The 19,471-nt window shown below is 39.3% G+C and carries 17 protein-coding genes, 1 tRNA gene and 4 pseudogenes; 13 read left to right on the top strand and 9 right to left on the bottom strand.

Annotated elements, in window-relative coordinates; all coding sequences use genetic code 11:
* Positions 1 to 73: 73 nt before the first annotated feature.
* Both A9239_RS05785 and nikR read right to left on the bottom strand, forming a co-directional pair.
* Positions 74 to 643 (bottom strand): GNAT family N-acetyltransferase, encoded by a 570-nt coding sequence (locus A9239_RS05785; RefSeq protein ID WP_080941626.1) that lies wholly within the window; start codon positions 641 to 643, stop codon positions 74 to 76.
* Between the two features lie 235 nt (positions 644 to 878).
* Entirely contained in the window at positions 879 to 1,304 is a 426-nt protein-coding gene (nikR, locus tag A9239_RS05795) for a nickel-responsive transcriptional regulator NikR (protein ID WP_048155476.1), read from the bottom strand.
* Positions 1,305 to 1,921: 617 nt separating this feature from the next.
* Between nikR and A9239_RS05800 the strand changes: the two genes are divergently transcribed.
* From A9239_RS05800 to A9239_RS05815, 4 genes are all read left to right on the top strand, one after another.
* Positions 1,922 to 2,674, top strand: a complete 753-nt coding sequence (locus tag A9239_RS05800; protein WP_048117523.1) for a peptidylprolyl isomerase — start codon at positions 1,922 to 1,924, stop codon at positions 2,672 to 2,674.
* Between the two features lie 152 nt (positions 2,675 to 2,826).
* A tRNA-Ser gene (locus A9239_RS05805) sits at positions 2,827 to 2,911 on the top strand.
* 735 nt (positions 2,912 to 3,646) lie between these two features.
* Complete coding sequence (gene htpX, locus A9239_RS05810) at positions 3,647 to 4,531, top strand: zinc metalloprotease HtpX (protein ID WP_048155477.1); 885 nt, start codon at positions 3,647 to 3,649, stop codon at positions 4,529 to 4,531.
* Positions 4,532 to 4,729: 198 nt separating this feature from the next.
* Positions 4,730 to 5,329, top strand: a complete 600-nt coding sequence (locus A9239_RS05815; RefSeq protein ID WP_048155480.1) for a hypothetical protein — start codon at positions 4,730 to 4,732, stop codon at positions 5,327 to 5,329.
* Between the two features lie 153 nt (positions 5,330 to 5,482).
* Here A9239_RS05815 and A9239_RS05820 read toward each other — a convergent pair whose 3' ends face one another.
* Complete coding sequence (locus A9239_RS05820) at positions 5,483 to 6,457, bottom strand: carbohydrate kinase (RefSeq protein ID WP_048117512.1); 975 nt, start codon at positions 6,455 to 6,457, stop codon at positions 5,483 to 5,485.
* A 724-nt stretch (positions 6,458 to 7,181) separates the two neighbouring features.
* On the opposite strand from A9239_RS05820, the gene A9239_RS05825 reads away from it, so the two are divergent.
* The 3 genes from A9239_RS05825 (at position 7,182) to A9239_RS05835 (ending at position 8,805) form a co-directional block, all read left to right on the top strand.
* Positions 7,182 to 7,454: a transposase gene (locus A9239_RS05825; protein WP_048155483.1), complete on the top strand. Its 273-nt coding sequence runs from the start codon at positions 7,182 to 7,184 to the stop codon at positions 7,452 to 7,454.
* A 317-nt stretch (positions 7,455 to 7,771) separates the two neighbouring features.
* Positions 7,772 to 8,524 carry a PspA/IM30 family protein gene (locus A9239_RS05830; RefSeq protein ID WP_048155486.1) on the top strand — a complete coding sequence of 251 codons (753 nt, stop codon included), beginning with the start codon at positions 7,772 to 7,774 and terminating at the stop codon, positions 8,522 to 8,524.
* A 2-nt stretch (positions 8,525 to 8,526) separates the two neighbouring features.
* Positions 8,527 to 8,805, top strand: a complete 279-nt coding sequence (locus A9239_RS05835; RefSeq protein WP_048117508.1) for a hypothetical protein — start codon at positions 8,527 to 8,529, stop codon at positions 8,803 to 8,805.
* A 272-nt stretch (positions 8,806 to 9,077) separates the two neighbouring features.
* On the opposite strand, the gene A9239_RS05840 is transcribed toward A9239_RS05835, so the two are convergent.
* Positions 9,078 to 9,518, bottom strand: a complete 441-nt coding sequence (locus A9239_RS05840) for a universal stress protein (protein ID WP_176722108.1) — start codon at positions 9,516 to 9,518, stop codon at positions 9,078 to 9,080.
* 93 nt (positions 9,519 to 9,611) lie between these two features.
* Here A9239_RS05840 and A9239_RS18130 point away from each other — a divergent pair.
* Positions 9,612 to 9,965: pseudogene (locus A9239_RS18130) on the top strand (transposase); the annotation flags it as partial.
* A gap of 1 nt (position 9,966) precedes the next feature.
* Here the strand turns inward: A9239_RS18130 and A9239_RS18135 are convergent.
* Positions 9,967 to 10,365: pseudogene (locus A9239_RS18135) on the bottom strand (IS256 family transposase); the annotation flags it as partial.
* 375 nt (positions 10,366 to 10,740) lie between these two features.
* Here A9239_RS18135 and A9239_RS05850 point away from each other — a divergent pair.
* The 3 genes and pseudogenes from A9239_RS05850 to A9239_RS20230 form a co-directional block, all read left to right on the top strand.
* Positions 10,741 to 11,934: an MBL fold metallo-hydrolase gene (locus A9239_RS05850; RefSeq protein ID WP_230629158.1), complete on the top strand. Its 1,194-nt coding sequence runs from the start codon at positions 10,741 to 10,743 to the stop codon at positions 11,932 to 11,934.
* A gap of 71 nt (positions 11,935 to 12,005) precedes the next feature.
* Positions 12,006 to 12,551, top strand: a complete 546-nt coding sequence (locus A9239_RS05855) for a ferredoxin domain-containing protein (protein ID WP_048117499.1) — start codon at positions 12,006 to 12,008, stop codon at positions 12,549 to 12,551.
* A 179-nt stretch (positions 12,552 to 12,730) separates the two neighbouring features.
* A pseudogene (locus A9239_RS20230) lies at positions 12,731 to 12,975 on the top strand (IS1 family transposase); the annotation flags it as partial.
* Between the two features lie 1,204 nt (positions 12,976 to 14,179).
* Here the strand turns inward: A9239_RS20230 and A9239_RS05860 are convergent.
* Positions 14,180 to 15,247 carry a YbhN family protein gene (locus A9239_RS05860; RefSeq protein ID WP_048117496.1) on the bottom strand — a complete coding sequence of 356 codons (1,068 nt, stop codon included), beginning with the start codon at positions 15,245 to 15,247 and terminating at the stop codon, positions 14,180 to 14,182.
* 238 nt (positions 15,248 to 15,485) lie between these two features.
* Between A9239_RS05860 and A9239_RS05865 the strand changes: the two genes are divergently transcribed.
* Positions 15,486 to 15,758: a DUF1294 domain-containing protein gene (locus tag A9239_RS05865; protein ID WP_048117493.1), complete on the top strand. Its 273-nt coding sequence runs from the start codon at positions 15,486 to 15,488 to the stop codon at positions 15,756 to 15,758.
* Positions 15,759 to 16,125: 367 nt separating this feature from the next.
* Positions 16,126 to 16,874, top strand: a pseudogene (locus A9239_RS05870) (hypothetical protein).
* Positions 16,875 to 17,025: 151 nt separating this feature from the next.
* Here the strand turns inward: A9239_RS05870 and A9239_RS05875 are convergent.
* From A9239_RS05875 to A9239_RS05885, 3 genes are all read right to left on the bottom strand, one after another.
* A complete protein-coding gene (locus A9239_RS05875) occupies positions 17,026 to 17,310 on the bottom strand; it encodes a ferritin family protein (RefSeq protein ID WP_048117490.1) in 285 nt (94 codons plus the stop codon).
* Positions 17,311 to 17,409: 99 nt separating this feature from the next.
* The gene (locus A9239_RS05880; protein WP_048122849.1) at positions 17,410 to 18,555 is read right to left on the bottom strand and encodes a sorbosone dehydrogenase family protein; all 1,146 of its coding nucleotides are present in this window, start codon (positions 18,553 to 18,555) and stop codon (positions 17,410 to 17,412) included.
* Positions 18,556 to 18,581: 26 nt separating this feature from the next.
* Entirely contained in the window at positions 18,582 to 19,208 is a 627-nt protein-coding gene (locus tag A9239_RS05885; protein ID WP_329957120.1) for a hypothetical protein, read from the bottom strand.
* Positions 19,209 to 19,471 lie beyond the last annotated feature (263 nt).

A 19,471-nucleotide genomic window follows, 5' to 3' on the forward strand; every position in this document is an offset into this window, starting at 1 on the left:
AGGAAGTAGAGTTTAAGGAAACAGAGAGTTTAGGGAAGTCTAAAGTTTAAGGAAATATAGAAAGTCCTGAAAATTAAAGAATTCTTAATTCCATTTCATAACATGTCTCTTTCGAGCCGCATATATCTTTTATTTCTTTAATTTTCTTGAAGCCCACTTTTTCATACAACTTTATAGCAGGAAGGTTTTCCGTATTTGCATATAAAAGAATCGAAGATATTCCATTTAACCTCATTTCTTTAATGCTTTCTTTTAATAAATTCTCTCCATGGTGCTTTCTTCTAAAATCCTTATCTATTGAAATTGAATAAATTACGGACTTTTTCTTAAAACCCTTTAGAGACAGAACAGGCTTCAAATAATATATGCAGTAACCCACAACCTGATCATAGCTTTTTGTCACATAAAAGATCTTTTTCATTCTTTTTGAATATCGTTTAACGCCATTTTGGCTTTTAGTTCCAAAACTTTCGGACTGAATTCGGATAATTTCAGGAAGCATGGAATCCTCTACAGATACAACGTTTTTTTTCTCGATCTGTATCCATTTTCTTATAAATAGATTAGTTATTATATCCTTCACCAATCTCTCAAAACTCGTTACATATACGTTGAATGTAACCTGAATTTGTGTTAGACCCATAAAAATCACTTATAAGCAAGTGTAACAATTTGCGAGCTTATCTCTGGATAATTCTTTAGTTCTGTGTCTGATTAATTGAATTTTCCGCTTCTTAACAAATATACGAGTGGTTTCCGATTCCATGTCTCCAGGAATACTCACAGCTTTTGAAGTGGAATTTAAGATCTGAAGTTTAGAATAAGTAAATTTTAAACTATTTTCCAGGATCAAAAAGCTTTTAACCCCCCTTTTATACTCACCTTTCAATCTTCTCTTCTGGAACAGTTGTTAACCTAGAGTGCTTGACTCCCTTTAAACTTATAATTTTTTCAGTCAGCTCTATTATTTTCTCCCCTTCTCCCTGCAGAATTATTACCTCAAAACACAAATTTGGCTCAATATGGAAGTGCACTGAGGAATTTATCAGATCCAGGTATTCGTGCTGAATACTTGCCAAGGTGCTCGATACCCCTTTTATTGAGCAATCATATACTATAGAAATCGTTGCAGCTCTTTTGCCCTTGATCTGCTGCATCCACTCATAGTGCTGATTATATGTTCTTATGGCATCCCTTATCCCCTCAGATCGAGAGGAATATCCTCTCTTCAGAAGAGCTTTGTCAGATTTACCCAGAAGTTCTCCAGGTAGGGAAACCCCTATTCTCATAAGCTTCCTTTCCATATACCCCTCCCGAAAACAAAAATTTTCTGTTAAGTACCTATTCACTCATCTGGTGGTAAAACTCAACAGTAAGCCTAGCGGAAAAAACTAATAATAGACCCCAAATTCTCCGCTGTGATTTCCAGAATTATATTCTTATATTTGATAGTAATCTCGTTGCATAAATAGTAATCGAAAGATGTATGAAATATAAGAAAGTTATTAAACTTAGAAATCCATCTAAACTTAGAAATCCATCAGCTTTTCAAAGTGTAGGGATAAAAATTTTTCCTGCCGGAACTTCTGCTTTTGTCCGGGTAATTTGTAGGAAAAGGGTGTTCCTGCAAAAACTGGTGATCACCATAAGTATAAAGTGAAATAATTTTACCTGCTTATTTTCAAGCCAGTTGTTTGCTGTAAATAAGTTTCAAGGTCGAATGATAGTGATTCTGGTGTCTGAGCTATAAAACTATAATTTTTTATTAGTATCCATAAAATCGGCAGTAACCTTACGGATTCCCAAAAAGCTTATTAAAGGCAGAGTTCTATAGCGTGAAACACATCTACGCTGAATTGGCTAACAATGAATTATTTTCTTGCTTATCAATTTAGTTTATTTAAAAAAAGAGTTGAAAATTATGGCAATCCAGAAAGGCGATTTCATAAAGTTGAACTACACAGGTAAGTTCGAAGACGGCAGGATTTTCGACACAACAGACGAAGAACTTGCAAAAAAGGAGGATATCTTTAATCCGCGCGGGCTTTACGGCGGAGACGTTGTTATTGTCGGGGCAAATCATACTATTGAGGGCCTTGATGAAGATCTTGAGGGAAAGGAAGTCGGCTACAACGGAAGCGTTGTAATCCCTCCAGAAAAGGCTTTTGGCCTGAGCGATCCCAAACTTGTAGAAACACTTTCTATCACGAAACTGAAAGACCGAAATGTTCATCCTGGTTTTCCTGTTGAAATAGACGGCAGAAGAGGAGTTGTCAGCAGGGTTATAGGCCGCAGAGTCACTGTAGACTTTAACAGCCCTCTTGCAGGCAAGACCGTTACCTACGAGTATACCATTGAAAATGTTCTTGAGACTGAAGTTGAGAAAATTCAGGGTCTGCTTGCCCTCTATACCGGCCTCAGGGATATGGAAGTAGAGACTGTTGATGGCGTTGCAAAGATTTATATTCCTACAGGTTTGACCTTCAACCAGCGCTGGCTTATGGCAAAGAATAGGGTTGCATCCGAACTTTTCAAGTATGCTGACCTTAAGGAAGTCCAGTTCATTGAAAAAATTACAGCTGAATCCGAAACTCAGGTACCAGCCGAGGCTGAACCCGAAGCTGACCTCAAAGCTGAACCCGAAACTGAGGAATCCTCAGAGCCGGAAGTCTGATTTCAGCTTTTAGTTGTTCAGAGAGGCGAAGAGCTCATTCTCTTCGCAAATTTTATATACCATAATCGGGTTTGTTGTATACGCTTCCCGGAATCTCATGGTAATCTGTACCTTTCCCTTTGCGGAAGCTGTAAGAATAATTCTTTCAACCTGCTGAGGTAGCCCAGCGGACCACGGCGCCGGTCTTGAAAACCGGTAGCGCCTTGCGCTACGGGAGTTCGAATCTCCCCCTCAGCGTTAATTTCTTAGTTTTTTTCTAAAAATAACTATAGCTTTTATAAGTTAAGCTTGAATATATTTTGGCTGTAAGTCACCGCATATTTTGAAGAAATTATGATTCTCTGGACCTGTCTAAAAGTAATTGACATAACATTTTTTCGGTATCTATAGGCTCTTTTTATTAATGGGTGGTTTTTATACCTCATTGGTGCGAAGAGCCGCTCATGATCATGACCGAGAGTGAAGGCGAGACTTCTCTCTTTTACTATTTTACATATCAGAATTTCTAGTTAAAAAAGGAGCTTTACTGCCTTCTCGGGATCTAACAGTCATGTTATACCTTCGTAATCCTTACCCAAGTCTTAATAACAGTTTTTCATAGTCTTAAAAAAGTTTTTCTTGTTATGTGCAGCCTTCTTTGATTAACAGGTCAACACTGATAAGTACACTCAATCAGACTTGGTTTCCATTTAACGGAAGCTATATTTATAAGTTTAATATCAGTATGTTTGATATTTTCAGATTTAATATTTGTAACTTTAATATTTCATTTAACATAGGTTTAATTATAATTTAAACTCAGACTTAATAATCATTTAAAACGCGCTTAACTTTAACTGCATATTAACTAACTATAATCGCAATTTGCTTCAGTTGCAATTCACTGCAACAGCACTTTACTTCAAAAGTAATCAATTGAAGTCGTGCCTAAGCATAATTTGACATAAAAATCATACTCAGGAGCAGTAATCAATGAAACGAAAGTGGGAACGAGATTTGGGACTTCAGGGACGGATGATTTTCACGATGTTTCTTCTGGCAGCAGTTTACTTTTTATTCCTGGTGTTTCTCTCGTACAACGGGACTCCAACAGTGGTCATGATGCTTTTTGTAGGCTCTTTCATGGCCATCCAGTACTTTTACTCAGATAAACTGGTGCTGTGGTCAACCGGAGCACATATCGTTTCTGAAAGCGAAGCCCCACAACTGCATGGGATAATTACGCGGCTCTGCGCAATAGCTGATCTCCCGAAACCGCAGGTGGCGATTGTCAGGACTCAGGTTCCGAATGCTTTTGCAACAGGCCGAAACCAGAACAACGCTGTTGTTGCAGTTACAACAGGAATTATGGACAAACTCTCTCCAGCCGAACTTGAGGCCGTGATTGCTCACGAGCTTACCCATGTCAAGAACAGAGATATGGCTATCATGACAATTGCCAGTTTCATCTCAACTCTGGCTTTTTACTTCGCCCGTTACGTCCTCTACTTTGGAGATATGGGAGGAGACAGGAAAAAAGAAGGTGGAGGCGTTTTGCTTGTCTGGCTAGTTTCACTTGCAGTCTGGGCTATCAGTTTCCTACTTATTCGAGCCCTTTCTCGCTACAGGGAATATGCCGCAGACAGGGGCGCAGCCATTATTACCGGACAACCATCGAACCTTGCATCGGCCTTAATGAAGATAAGCGGAGTCATGTCCAAGGTCCCACGTGAAGACCTCAGGTCAGTAGAGGGAATGAATGCCTTTTTCATAATCCCTGCAATCTCAGGTTCTTCCATAATGGATCTGTTTTCCACTCACCCGTCTGTGGAAAAAAGAATAGCCAAACTTGAAAAGATGCAGCAGGATCTGGGATAACCTGATGTACTCGTAAAATCCAGGCCACAGGACAAATCCTTGTCACAGAGCGAATTCCAGTTATAGGACAAATCCTTGTCGTAGGGCGAATTCCAGTTATAGGACAAATCCAGGTTATAAACTCTCATTAACAGGCACGAATCAAGAAAACGAATTCATACCGCGAATTAAGAACATGACTTAAAAAGGAGAAACTAAATGGGTCTTCGCGATTTAGTGGACGCAGTTCTCGGGAAGAGTACGCTTCCAAAAGCAAAAAGTGAGAAACTATTTGCAATGTCTACAGCCAGTATTACTCTGGAAAGCAATCTCGGTTTAAAACCCTCAGGATCGGCAGGGATCTGCTTTAAGCCAATAGGGGCTTCAGCGTATGAATCTACACGAAAAGAAATTCAGGAGCTCCTGGAATACAGTTCAAAGGAAACAGAAACCGATTTCAGGCTGGAAAACGACGAGTTCAATTTCCTGTGGGCTATTTTTAAAGACCCGGATTTAGAAGACCTTGTTGCAAACATTCACCTTGTAAGTGAAACCCTTGAAGAACGCGGCTTTGGCGGGCAGCTTCTCTGTGCTATTTACAGGTTTGACAGCGAACCCGAAGCCGGGAAAGCTGGCCGTGGAGAAACTGTTTACTGGATCTATAATTTTAAGCAGGGAACTTATTATCCCTTTGTCCCGCTTTCCGGCAAGCAGAGAGACAGTCCCTTTGAATTTAAGTTGAGATCGGAAATGGAAAGGGAAATGCCTATCGAAGAAAATGTAGAAAAGTGGTACCCTCTTTGGGGAATTCCATTCTAAAAGACTGTGACCTAAAAGACTGTGACGCCGAGAAGTTCAATCTATTTTATCCGAGAAGTTCAATCTATTTTATAACTCTTTTTCCTTAATTTTTAATTGAGTCCATTCAACTTGGTCATTCATAATCAAGCTCAGGTTTTGATCAAATTGGGGTTAATTTTTGATTAAGCTCAGTTTTAATCCTTGAGTTTTGAGCTCTTCAATAAGCTCTTTTGAATAATCGGGAACTGCACCTGGTTTTGATGCAACATACGTTCCAAGGATGCAGGCGATTGAAGCGGCTTTTGAAACTCCGTACCCTGAGAGGTAGGTGTAAAGAAAGCCTGCGGAAAAGGCATCTCCGGCTCCGACAGTATCTGCAACCTCGACAGGAGTTGTTTCTACCTCCTCATAAATGCCTTTATGGAAAACAGCGGCTCCTCTGGGTCCTCTTGATATACATATCACGGAAATTTCAGGATATTTTTCGGTAGCCAGGAGGCAGAAAGCTTTGTAAGAAGTAAGAGGTTTGCAGGTGCCGGGAGTGCCAGAAAGCATGCAGGAAATACTGGCGGCTTCTTCCTCATTCAGCTTTAAAATCGTCGTGTATTTTAGCGAAGAGAGTATCCATTCTTCTTTGTAATTACCTGTCCTCAAGTTTACATCGTAGAAGAAATATTTTGCTTTTATTTCCGAAAACAGCCTTTTCAGAGTTTTTCGATTTTCTTCCGACCTCTGGGCAAGGGTTCCAAAGCAGAAAACATCCCATTCTTCCCTGGAAAGAGCCTCAAACTCCTTTTCTCCCGGTGTAATTGAATCCCAGGCAACGCCTCTGTTAATCGTGAAAACCGGAATTCCTTCAGCCTGAAGTTGAACAGTAACCGTTCCTGTAGGTCTTTTTTTATCAATTAAGATGTAAGAGGTGTCGATCCCCATTGCTTCAGCCCTGGTAAACAGGCTTTTTCCAAGTTCATCTCTTCCGACTGCCGTGATCACAGCCGGTTTTGCTCCCAGTTTTGCAAGATGGGCTGCAAGGTTCAGCGGAGCTCCCCCAAGGTGGGCTGAACCTTTGATAATATCAAAAAGAGCTTCCCCAAAGGTAAGGGCTTTAATTGACTTAATGCGGCTGGAATGAGAATTTTCATTCATCAATACGGTATATTGATTTATGAGTGATAATACTTTGACATGCAAATGCCGTAAATAAAAAATTTAACAAGCTTGAGATCCCAGTTATACAGAGTTATTTACACTATGAGCCTATCCCAAAAGTCACTTTATTCAAAATTGTTAGGAATTTTCAAAGTTGTTTCCATGATCTTGATTGATTATTCGCAATACAAGACCCAAGAAGCAAATTTCAAGTTTTGGGATGAGCTCTATAAATAGTTTTCATATCTTTATAATTTTTCTTCAATTTTCGGACTGATCCATGTAAGTTCTCAATTTCTAAAAACTTTAAAAAAACAGTTTTATGAAGATAAACCAAATAATTGTATATTTATAAAACTTGTTATATAGTTGTATGAAGAAAAATCTGCGCTCAACCTGCTCGCTTTTTCTTGTCTTTCTTTTTTACTGTCGGATTTGTGGTGTTGGGAAGCGCAGAAAAAGCTAATAATAGCTCAAAACAAAATTATACATTTAACGAAAGTAACTACTCTCATCATTAGAATGGCCTAAGTTCGCCGACAAGTAACTATATATGAGGATATCCAAGAAATACTTATATTTTTACTACAAAATACAATTCTTCACTGTTCTCAAATAATTCAACTGTGGTATTTTATTGGAACTTTTATGGTGAACTTTGTGAGTTTAGAATGAAACCAGATTCAGAGGTAGCGGATAATTATTCATTAAATTTGATAAATTGTTTTATACCAAAACAGGATATGAACAGCTGGATGAAAAAATCGCTAAGACGAAAGAGAAAAAGGAACAGCTGTTAAAAGTACTGGTTTTTCCAGAGATTCCGTTGCATAACAATGCAGTGGAATTAGCAGCAAGGGCAAAAGTCAGAAAAAGAGATATGAGTCTCCAAACCATAACAGAGGATGGAACAAAGGCAAACGACACATTTATGACGATTGTTCAGACAGCAAAGAAACCGGGGGTAAGTGCATATAAGTATGTAATAGAGTAGGCAGTGCATTTGAGATACCATTTCTGTCTCAACTCATCACAGAGAAAAAAGCTCATTGAGTGCAAAGTGAAAACTTATCACTTAATTTGAAGAGGATAGGACTGGAGGATAATTTATAGATAGGAATATAGGTAAGCTAATTATATTATTCTAATTACTCTAACGAAAAATTACTCTAACGAAAACAAATAGACAGCAAGAATACCAGAAATACCGGGTTAGGTACCGGAACAGATTTGTCAGGAATAATAAAGAAAGCATGAAAGTCTCAGACCTATTCGGCTTGAGGTCTTTTAAAAAAGCAAAGGGGAAAATACATGGGATTATTCAAAAGGATGGAGACAGTATTAAAATCGAAGATGAATACAGTTCTTAACAAGGTGGAAGACCCACGGGAAACGCTGGACTATTCCTATGAGAGGCAGCTCGAACTTCTCCAGAACGTGAAGAGAGGAGTTGCGGAAGTTACAAGCTCAAAAAAGCGCCTTGAGCTCCAGCGTGTAAAACTGGTTCAAAATATAGACAAGCTTGAAGGGCAGGCAAGAGATGCAGTTGCCGCTGGTAGGGAGGATCTTGCAAGGCTGGCACTTGAGAGAAAAGCAGCCCTTGCGCAACAGATCGAAGGAATCGACAGGGAAATTGCAGATCTTGAGAAGCAGCAAGAAAAATTGATAGCTTCGGAAAAGCGCCTTTCAACGAAAGTGGAGATTTTCAGGACCCGGAAAGAGTCGATTAAAGCCCAGTACTCAGCTGCTGAGGCCCAGGTAAAAATAAACGAATCTGTTACCGGCATCGGTGAAGAAATGGCAGATGTAGGCCTTGCACTCGAAAGGGCAGAAAATAAAACCGAAGAAATGAAAGCGCGGGCTGAGGCAATTGACGAGCTTATGGAAGCTGGTACACTCGAAGATCTTACAGGCAGCAGGGACGAAATTGATAGGGAACTTTCAAAAATCAGTGCCCAGAGTAACGTAGAATCCGAACTTGCCAGGCTTAAGGCCGAATCCGGAAAAGGGCCTGAAAAAGCGAAAACCGTGGAAGAAGGTACGGAAGAACGAAAGGGGGTCTGAAGTTGATAATCAGGATTATGGGTGAAGGCCAGTACAGGGCACCTGAAGCTCTCTGTGACGAACTGAACCAGATTGATAATCGGATCGTGGTTCTTGTTGAGGAAGGAAAAGTCGAGGAGTTCCGAAGCGAACTTGCCAGATTGATCTCCAAAATAAAGGAAAAAGGGGAGCCTATTGAAGCGGAAGAGCTTCTGAAATCCGACATTATCGTACCCCCTGAGGACCTGAGCCTTGAAGAAGCAAAAGACGTGTTTAAAGGTGCAGGAATTTTTGAGGATTGAGGCTGTAACCTAAGAACAAGTCCTAAAACAAATCTATGAACAAGTTTTAAAACAAATCTATGAACAAATCTATGAACAAGTTTTAAAACAAATCTATGAACAAATCTATGAACAAGTTATAAAACAAATCTATGAACAAATCTAAGAACAAGTTCTAAAACAAATCTATGAACAAATCTAAGAACAAGTTCTAAAACAAATCTAAGAAGAAATCTAAAAAAATAACTTTCCGGCACCGAAAATAAGAGATAGCAGGCCTCTAAGGCCTGCGTTCACCGAATAACCATTACTGGAACCGTTGAATGCCTTAAGACCTTTTCTGCAACACTACCAATCAGGAATTTTTTGATGCCTGTCAGACCCTGTGTACCCATTATTATAAGGTCAATATTGTTTTCCTGGGCATATTCAAGGATCTTATCAGCAGGAATGCCTTTCAGGAAAGTAGGCTTAACTTCAAGCCCGGCTTCTTTTCCCAGTTTTTCGACATAGTTAATTGCAGCTCTCCCCTTATTCGTAAGATATTCTTCCAGTCCTTCGCTCCAGCTCTTAACCGTCCGCGTAGTTACTGCATGCTGAGTCGAAATTACATAAAGAGCGTCTACTTCAGCATCTGCAGCCTTTGCGAGATTAATTCCATAAGAAGCTGCTCTTTCTGCATTCTCCGAGCCGTCAGTTGCAATCAAAATTCTTTTGAAATGACTTCCTTCCATACTATCCACCCCCTTTTTGATACTATAAAGACATATTTTCTATTCTTGCTTTAAAATTCATAGGCAGTGTGACGAAAGTTCTGTAAAATATGATTGACTCTATATCTTTTTTCTTCACCACAAAAAAATAGGATGTAGAGTCAATGGTTAATCTATTCTCATTCATAAAAGATTATCTTGTCGATCAGGAAGACAAAATTCGCCAGTTAATTACCTGATTTTAAATTTTGTCATGGAGAAGGAAGCCTTCCTCCAATCTCGTGCATAACGTTATGAGCGTACTGATTAGCGGAAAGCCAGTAGAAACGACTACAAACACCGAACTCTCCTTACCAAATATGGAGAACTTGAATTTTTAAAGCTTCAGTTCCATTAAAGCTTCAGTTCCGTGAATTTCCTTTTGAAACTCAAGTATTTGAAAAGTATTACGAGGTTGAAAAGTCCATATTCTTTTTATTTCCTTGTTAGTTCTCTCCATTATATTTGGTGTCCTTATTCTTTTCCAATGACTCTGTGGAAACTGCATATAGTTCATTACATCATACTGAAAATGTTCAAGAGTATCAGCTGTACTTTTATATCTCATATTATCCAGTTCCCTTATCAAGTCCTGTAACTTCTGACGATCTACCAACGCTTCTTTTATTTTCTCTGATACTTCTTTGTGCTTCTTTTTTGGAACCTTTTTTGGAGCTTGTCTTATCAGATGAACGTGACACATCTGCCAACCTGATCCAATAAAGGATTCTCTAACTGCTTTTTGTATTCCTTTATGACCATCAGAAACAACTAACTTGACGCCTCTTAATCCTCTCTCTTTAAGGTCTTCGAATAGACCTTGCCAGAAAAAACAGATATAATCAGTACAATTTGTTAAATTCCATTGAACTCTGTAGAATTTATCAACTCTTTAACTGCCGCGTTATTATTAAAATGTATTATGCCCAAAATAGGCAATAGTAATAGGCAATAGTTAGAGATCAACTAATTTTACACACCTATTTACAGACCTGAAACGAGTAAAAATCAGTTTAAAGACTTTGAAAAACAAAATATAGGGCAAAATATTGTAGATTGGTTGTCCTTATGTTCAAATAAGTATTTAACAATATTATAGCAAATATTATATCAGATATTATAGTAAAATTTTAATAGATTTTAAAGAGGTTTTATTCTGGAGCTTACCTTTAAAGGCGGGTGCAGGGAAGTAGGACGTTCGGGTTTGCTGATAAATAAGGAGGTTCTGCTTGATTATGGCATAAAGACCGGGGATATCCCGGAGTATCCTCTCAACGGTATGGAACCGAAGGTTGTGCTCGTCTCACATGGGCATCTTGATCACTGCGGGGCTGTTCCAAACCTGATGTACCAGAATCCTGAGGTTTTCATGACACCGCCGACTGCAGATCTTACTTTTCTGCTGGGAAAAGATACCCTGAAGCTTGCAGAAAGAACGCTATCAGGAGTATCTCCTTTTGATCCCGATGACCTCCAAAAACTTGCCAATCGAACACAAAAAATCGATTATAACAAGCCTTTCAAAAGTCATGGGTACAGTATCTGCTTTTACAACGCAGGTCATATCCCTGGAGCATCTGGAATCTTCCTTGAGTCGGAGTCTGGAGAAAGCCTGTTTTATACCGGAGATTTCAGCCTTAAAGAAACAAGGCTTGTACCCGGTGCGGCTGAGTTTCCTGAAGCTGATACTCTTATTCTTGAGAGCACATATTTTGGGGAAGAACATATCCCGCGAAAAGAGACTGAAGAGAGGTTTATCGAATCAATCCTTAGTACTCTAGATAGGGGCGGCACTGCCCTTATCCCTGCCTTTGCCATAGGCAGAACTCAGGAGATACTTATGCTGCTTGATGCTCATGGAATTCAGGCTTATGTGGACGGCATGGGCAGGGACGTTTACAAGATCCTTAAAAAATATCCGGAATACCTTAAAAATCCCGAACTTCTTAACCGGGCTTTCGGACGTGCTATTCCCGTAAAAGACCAGCATCGAGATTCAGTACTCAAAGAGCCTTCTGTTATTGTTACTACAGCCGGAATGCTGAACGGAGGGCCTGTACTTTACTACCTGAGCCGACTTTACAAAGACCCCAATTCCAAAGTCTTGCTCACAGGCTACCAGGTTGAAGGCACAAACGGCAGGCTTGCGCTTGAGCACAGATTTGTTGAGACCAGGGGAGATATCCTCAATCTCAAGCCCAGGGTAGAACAGTATGACTTTTCTGCACACAGTGGAGACAGTGAGCTCAAGAAGCTTGTGAAGGATTTCTGCAGAAAAGGCACTCAAAGGGTTTTTGTAATGCATGGAGATAAAACCGAAGCTTTTGCAGAGTGGATTTTAGAAGAAACCGGTGTGGAAGCTTATGCACCTGCAAATGGAGAATTATTTTCTATCTAAGCAAGAAAAGAAAAATAGCAGTCTTTTTAGCCTGCGAAATGCTTAAACCCGGACGACTCTAATTAGTTTACATGATTCTCAATCCTGAATCCGAAGTGCTTAAAACACTCTCAAAGAGTATACTTCTGGCTGCACGGACTGCCCCGAAAGCCAAAGGTGTAGACGATATAGTGACTGCCCTTGTCGAAAAACCTGATATCGAAGTGCTTGCCTCGACAATGGAAAAACTGGCGGATGAAAAAGGCGCAGGCTTTGCTTTTCTAAAAAGGGATGCTGCAAATCTTCGAAATGCAGGGACTGTTGTCCTAATCGGTGTTGAAACCAGCGGGGCTGCAGGTCTGAACTGTGGAGCCTGCGGTTTTGAAACCTGCACTGAGATGCTGAACCGGAAAAAAGTAGAGGGAGATTTCAGGGGCCCGAATTGCATGCTCAAATATGTAGACCTGGGAATAGCTATAGGTGCAGCCGTTGCAAAAGCCAAGGATTTCTGCATTGACAACAGAGTGATGTACTCAATTGGTGCGGCAGCTAGAGTTTCAGGCTTGCTTGATGTAGATGTGGTTTTTGGAATTCCTCTGAGCGTAACCGGGAAAAATATCTTTTTTGATAGAAAATAAGACATGTAAGAAAATAAATGGTCAATTTGTATTATTGGTATTATTATTAATATCATATTTTTATATCTTGGAAAAAGGGCTCTTCGTTGTTTTGTGTGGATATTTTCGTAATGTCCTCATAAAAACCAATGAATTTTCGAGTTGAAAATCATCTTATCCACAGGGAATAACGAAGAGCCGGAAAACGAGACCTAAAACCACAATTTTTTGACGTTGCTTGTCAGAACAAAAACTGCAAGCTTTATGGTCTTACTAACCAAGGCAATATTACTGGAAATGAAACTTACATAAATCGTGAAAAAAAACAAGAAGATATGTTTACCGCCACCACAAGTGTGGCAAAGTATTCAATGATCATACAGGTACCTTTTATCATGACCTGCATAAAGATGAGCAAACTATTGATTTAGCTCTGAGTTTGAACAAGGTTGTAAGAGATGGACTAAGGTCGCTGAATTTTATTCCTGTTAGTGTGTTAATGGATTATTTGAGATGGGTCAATGAAGAAAGAAATCGAGTGCTACGCGCTCGATTAACTATAAATAACTTATTTCAAATTAAAATTTGAGAACTTAATAGCGAATGCTATAAAATTATTCAGTGTAATATTATTTTTTGAAAAATGTAAGTGAAAGTTATAGCTTAAGAATTTTAAAATCTGATCAATAATATAGTCTACTTTGAAAATCAGTAGATAAAAAATAAGATCAATTGGTTTTTATCATTCGGAAGCCAGTCTGATCGGAACTACTGATTTAAAACCGCAATGCTAATAGCAATTGCAATTAAAACGCAGTTTCGATACATTTAGTAATCTGTTTAATCAAAAAGCTTCTTGGTAAATATTGATAAGAAATTGGAATTAAAACAAGGCATGGAAGACTTTGTATAGTTACCTTAACGAATTTCATGAAAATAAGGTTTGTGTATATTGAAAATTTTTCAATAGTCATACTGTATGTAAATCTGGTAATTCACAAAAGATCTAATTTGTCATCAATTCTATCACTTTATACACTTTTTATTAATTACTCATACTAACTGTAAAAGCATTTTTGAAATCAATTATCCATATACCATCAGGATGACTTGCTTTTGACAGTTTCAGAAACTCATACTTTGTAATTAGCTTTTCTTTTAGGAAAGGGCATATAAAGTGGATTTCTTTGGAACGCATCTCCAGAATGCGCTTTTTCCATTTAGAATCCCTATAGCTGACTGTTGCTCCAACTTCCCCATTATGAACACAGCCGAGGGGTTTTAGTGTGAACCTTGCAGTTATAGAAAGAGGTTAATTAACAAAATTATGAAGTACTTACACTAAAAATTTTTAAAAAAGTTGCTGAAAGCTGAATATTTTAAAATTTAATGTTTAACGACTCAGTTTCATAATTTAGTGATGAATATATAACTAAAATCACTAGATTTTGGAACTGATTACAATCCTTGTGATTATGCTTATAGATTGAAGGCTTCACATATCGAATATTACTTTTTATTGGAGACTGAGTTCTTTTTAAGAATTTAGATTTTCAATCACGAAATTAAAAAATCACTAGATTTTGGAACAGAGTCTGTTTAACTTCTAATTTATAATTCTAACCTAAGAGCAGAAATTTTCATGAACCTCATGTTCTCTGCAGATAAAATGCTATTGGAAACCCTATTATTGTTGGAATCCAGAAAGAAAATACCCTGTAGCTGAGTACAACAACAACAGCAATTGAGCCAGGCACTCCCAGGCCTGTATAGAGAGCAGCCATCGAGCTCTCTACAACACCAATTCCGCCTGGCAGGAGAAAAGCTATTTTTCCTAAGAGAATAGGGAGCCCATATCCAACGATTAGTATCTCAAACCCTACAGGAAACCCTGCGGCTATGAAGAAGAAATAAAGGGTCAACATATCGAAACTCGTAAAAATCACAGCCCCAAGAAGCGGGCGTTGCCAACCTCCGTTGCTTAAAGTATCAAGAGCTGCAAAAATCCGGTTTACTGAAGCCTTGGTTGGAGCAGGCTTGTAGGATTTATGCAAGAGCCGGGCAAAGTAAGCCGCTATCCTGACAACAATAAGTGTGAAAGCTGTCCTGTTTTTTAATCCCCAGTTTACTGCTGCAAAGCCCAGACCAAGTAAGGTGAGGACTAGAATAAAAGCAAAAAACTGCACCGAAGAAAGGTTGTGGGTAAACAGAAGATGAAGAATTCCGGATATAGCCAGTACTGTCAAGATCATATTGTTGAAAATGGTGGGCAGGGTACTTGCAAGTCCTGCGCCTTCGGCACTAATACCATATTTCCGTACCCATTGGTAAGTCGCTGCAGCATTTCCGAAAGGACCTCCTGCCAGCATGCCTATACTTGAAGCGGCGAGCGTTATTATAGCTCCTTTTAATATTGGGATAGTATGTTTTACTCTTACTGCGATGGAATTTATAAGATAACCCGCTCCCAGGTAACTGACACCCTGGCCAAGAGCAGCCAGTAGCACAGCCCATGGAATCATTGTCTCGATAACATGCGCGGATGCTTCAACCGAAGCAAGCTGTGGAAGAATAAGGTTAACAGCCAGCCCTATAAGGATAAGTGTTGGAACGTAGCGGCCTATTTTTAATACCATAGGTGTGGGAGATAGCAGACTTCTGTGGATATTGTTCTCACTTTTTTTCCCTGATTTACCTTCGTTCCGGCCTATAATCATTTAAAATCCTCTATCCAAGACATTCACATTTAAAATTTATTCCAAGCACGATCGGACACAGTACTATAGAACACATTTTATATGGCTATACTTTTTGGCAGTCTTTATATGGCTATACTTTTTGGCAGTCACTTATTTACAATTTATTTAATACTGTAATTATATTTATCTTTCTCAAATAAGTATTATCGAGTAACATTTCACAGCCTTTAATTATTATTAGGGAGAATTCTTTCCCATGACAGAGACTGTATATCTTCTTTTTCCTATTATTTATGCTCTTATTAATGCAGCTTCATATGCCCTGTATGGAATTGATAAATTCAAGGCAAGAAAGAATAAATGGAGAATTTCAGAACAGAGCCTGTTGCTTGCTTCTTTCTTCGGACCAATCGGTGCACTCCTCGGAATGCAGCAATTCAGGCACAAGACCCAGAAACCGATCTTCAGATTCCTGGTGCCTACGTTTTTAGGAATTCATATCCTGTTAGTGCTCTGGATCAATCTCTAAGACGAAGGAACTCAGCTTTAGGCTCAACAAATAACAAAAACGGTTAAACGAGTACAAGAGATAGAAAATATATCTGTGAAGGAGAGATAAGCTTAGAGAGAAAGTAAGCTTTAGAGAGAAGTAAGCTTTAGAGAGAAGTAAGCTTTAGAGAGAAGTAAGCTTTAGAGAGAAAGTAAGCCTTAGAAAGAAAGTAAACCTTAAAATGAGTGTACAAACTAACATTATTTCTATTTTTTTATAAAACTTTTTGATAGTATTCTTTTATAGAATATAAGGCATCACAGTTTTTATTCCTTATCCTTTATCAAATCACGCTCTGAAAACTGTTTTGAAAACTGCAAAATGACAGGTAAAGGCAGAAGACAGGATAAAAATTGCCATTGCGGGAGTCGGAAACTGTGCAAGTTCACTTATACAGGGAATTGAATACTACCGACAAAAAAGGGCATGGATTCTTTCGGCCTTATGCATTGGGAACTCGGGGGCTACTTGCCGTATGAGATTGAGGTGGTAGCAGCTTTTAATATCGACCGGAGAAAGATAGGAAAAAGATATATTAGAAGCTATATTTTCGTTTCCAAACTGCACAATGCTTTTTCTGTCCGAATATTCCTCAGACAGGGACAAAGGTAAATGCAGACCTTTTCAGGAAACGGGGAGTAAAACTGGAAAGTACTTATTAACTTAACACTGAAGAAAATACCGATTCTTAACATGCTCAACAGGAACAGGCTTGACTCCAGGAATAAATCGAAAACCAAAGCTGTCCAATCAGTAATTGAAGCAAGACTTGATAGCAGAAATATCTACGTATGTCCGCGATTACACTCCCTGGCAGAAAGATAATGTCTGCTTCCTGGAAATGGAAGGAAAACTCTTCGGAGATGTACCCATGAAAGATGTGCCCATGAACCTGGAACTCAGGCTTTCGGTTAAGGATTCCCTAACTCGGCAGACGTGGATCGATGCAATCAGATTCTGTAAGCTAGCTCTTGACAGAAGAAAGGAAGGGGTTCTTTATTCACTCTAGGCGTATTTATGAAACATCCACCTGAACAATATCCCGATGATGAAGCATATCGTATGACTGAAGAATTCATTGCCAATAACCTGTAATTAAGGTGCAGTTCTAGAAGAACCCCAAAAGAACCTGAATATAAAATTAGTTTGAATTTGGTTTCCCTGAAAGTTTTCAGGGAAATTCAAGGCTTGAGAGAGCCAGATGAATTGATTTGGAGATACATTTATTTGGACTTTGGAGATGCACTTATTTGGGCGATATCTCTTCCACCTCTTCAGCTCCGGCATCGAGTTCCTTTTTCTGTTGAGAGTCAAACTTAAGTAAAAGGGCCTGGAACTCTCCAATGTGTGTTTTTTCCTCTTTTGCCACATCCATAAGCACGGCTTTTATATTCGCATCTTTTGTTAAGTTTGCCATCTGCTCATAAAGGTTTACAGCATCAAGTTCGGCAATAATTGCAGCTCTTAGTATTTCTTTATCAATATCTTCTTCAGATATGCTTTTAAGATCTATAGGTATTTTGGATAACAACTTGTTATTCCCCCTTGTTTACATGTATGTGGATATAAAAATAAATACGTTTACTATATTGCACTTACCAGATTACACTTACCAAATCAGGGAATTGAATCAGCCGTAGCTGATCCTGTAAATTGCATTATTCTTGTCATCCGAAACAAGCAGGGCTCCGTCAGGCATTACAAGGACATCAACAGGTCTTCCCCAGGCTGCAAGTCCTTGAAGCCAGCCATTGGCAAAAGGTTCATAACTTACAGGCTTTCCGTTCTCCAGCCTGACAAGGGAAACCCGATATCCGATTGGGATTTTTCTGTTCCAGGATCCATGTTCTGCAATAAAAATCTGGTTTCTGTACTCTTCAGGAAACATTGTGTCTGTGTAAAAGGTCATTCCAAGAGCAGCAACATGCGGCCCCAGTTTCATTTCGGGAGGTGTGAATTCCGAGCAGTTCCTGAGTTTCCCAAATTCAGGATCCGGAATATCTCCCCCATGGCAATAAGGAAAACCGAAATGCATTCCCTTTACAGGTGCCCTGTTAAGTTCATCCGGAGGCGCGTCATCTCCAAGCCAGTCCCTTCCGTTGTCAGTAAACCATAATTCTTCGGTCCTGGGATTCCAATCAAATCCTACACTATTCCTGACACCCTTTGCAAAAATCTCAAGCTGGCTTCCGTCGGGCTCCATTCTCATAATTGTTCCATACCGTTCGTCCTCTCCCTCCTTATTACAAACATTGCAAGGCATTCCTACAGGCACATACAGCTTTCCATCAGGCCCGAATTTAATGTATTTCCAGCCGTGAGCGCGGTCGGACGGAAAATTATCGTTCACCACAACAGGTTCAGGCGGATTTTCAAGCCTTGCTTCGATCTCATCATAGCGGATCACCCTGGAAACCTCAGCGACATATAGCGAACCGTTCCTGAACGCCACCCCGTTTGGCATGTCCAGGCCCTCAGCAAGCACAAGAACCTCGTCGGCTTTACTGTCATTGTTCCGGTCAAGAACTGCATAAACTTTTCCTGTATCCCGGCTTCCGACAAAGATAGTGCCATTAGGGCTAAGCGCCATTGACCTTGCACCCTCAATATTCTCAGCATAATATCCAATGGAAAAACCGGGAGGAAGCTCGATGCAGTCAAGTCCTATCCCGTTTTCTCCGCAGTCATTAAGTGGTATGGTTCTGAGAGCCGCGTAAGCTACAAAAATAAGTGCAATGACTGCAAAAAAACCAAGTATTATTCTTGTTCCTTTCATTTCCCCCACCATTTTTTGAGATTTTATCATATGAGAATTTCTGCAGTCTCAAAAAGTTCTCTTTCAGTCTCAGGTCTAGAATACCCTTGTCCTTTCCAGCGGATAATTCCTTTCTGATCCAGCAAAAAGACATAGGCAAGGTTCGTATCTTCCATTCCAAGAATTTTCTGATAGCCGGAGTAATCTCCATAATAAGTAACTACATTGCCATGTTTTTCTACTGGAATCCCACTTCTCATACCTGAGTCGATTACCCAGGAGACGATCTTCCAGGCTTTGTTTATCATCGGAATTTCATAGATTGCAAACCTGCTGTCTTTTCCGAATTTCCTTTCAAAAGGCTGAACCCAGGAATCAATCATATTCTGGGCACTACGCACAAAAGCAATACAGACGAGTGTTACCTTTCCCTCCAAAGCACCTGGAAAATTTACGACGTCACCGACAAGTGCTTTTGATGTGATTTCCGGAAAAAGCTGTCCGATAATATTTTGTTCAGTTTTTTCAGGATAGACATCCCTCTGATTAATTGCCTCATTCTTCGAAGATTCAACCTCTTCTGAAATAATCTGCTCTAAATTCTCCTGATCTTTTTTAATTAAGCTCCCCCCATTTGGAATTAGAGAATAAAGATGAAAAGACGTACAAATTATACAAGTTTATCATATGTGACGACATAATGAACAGGTGGGAAATTCAAAGGCATTTTTATCCATAGAAAACCACATCCGAAAGTGGTAGTTGTGGATAGGAAAATACAATCGGAATCGTACAACAGGAAATGATCTTTTTGCGTTAAAATGAATATTGTAATTTTACAAATAAAAACCCTACTCAACTGATAGAAGAAGCCAGGGAAGATGTCAAATCGGGCAGACTAATGGATAAACAACGAATCTTTGAATAATTCCTAAGA

Source organism: Methanosarcina sp. A14 (assembly GCF_001729375.1).
Classification (GTDB): Archaea; Halobacteriota; Methanosarcinia; order Methanosarcinales; family Methanosarcinaceae; genus Methanosarcina; species Methanosarcina barkeri.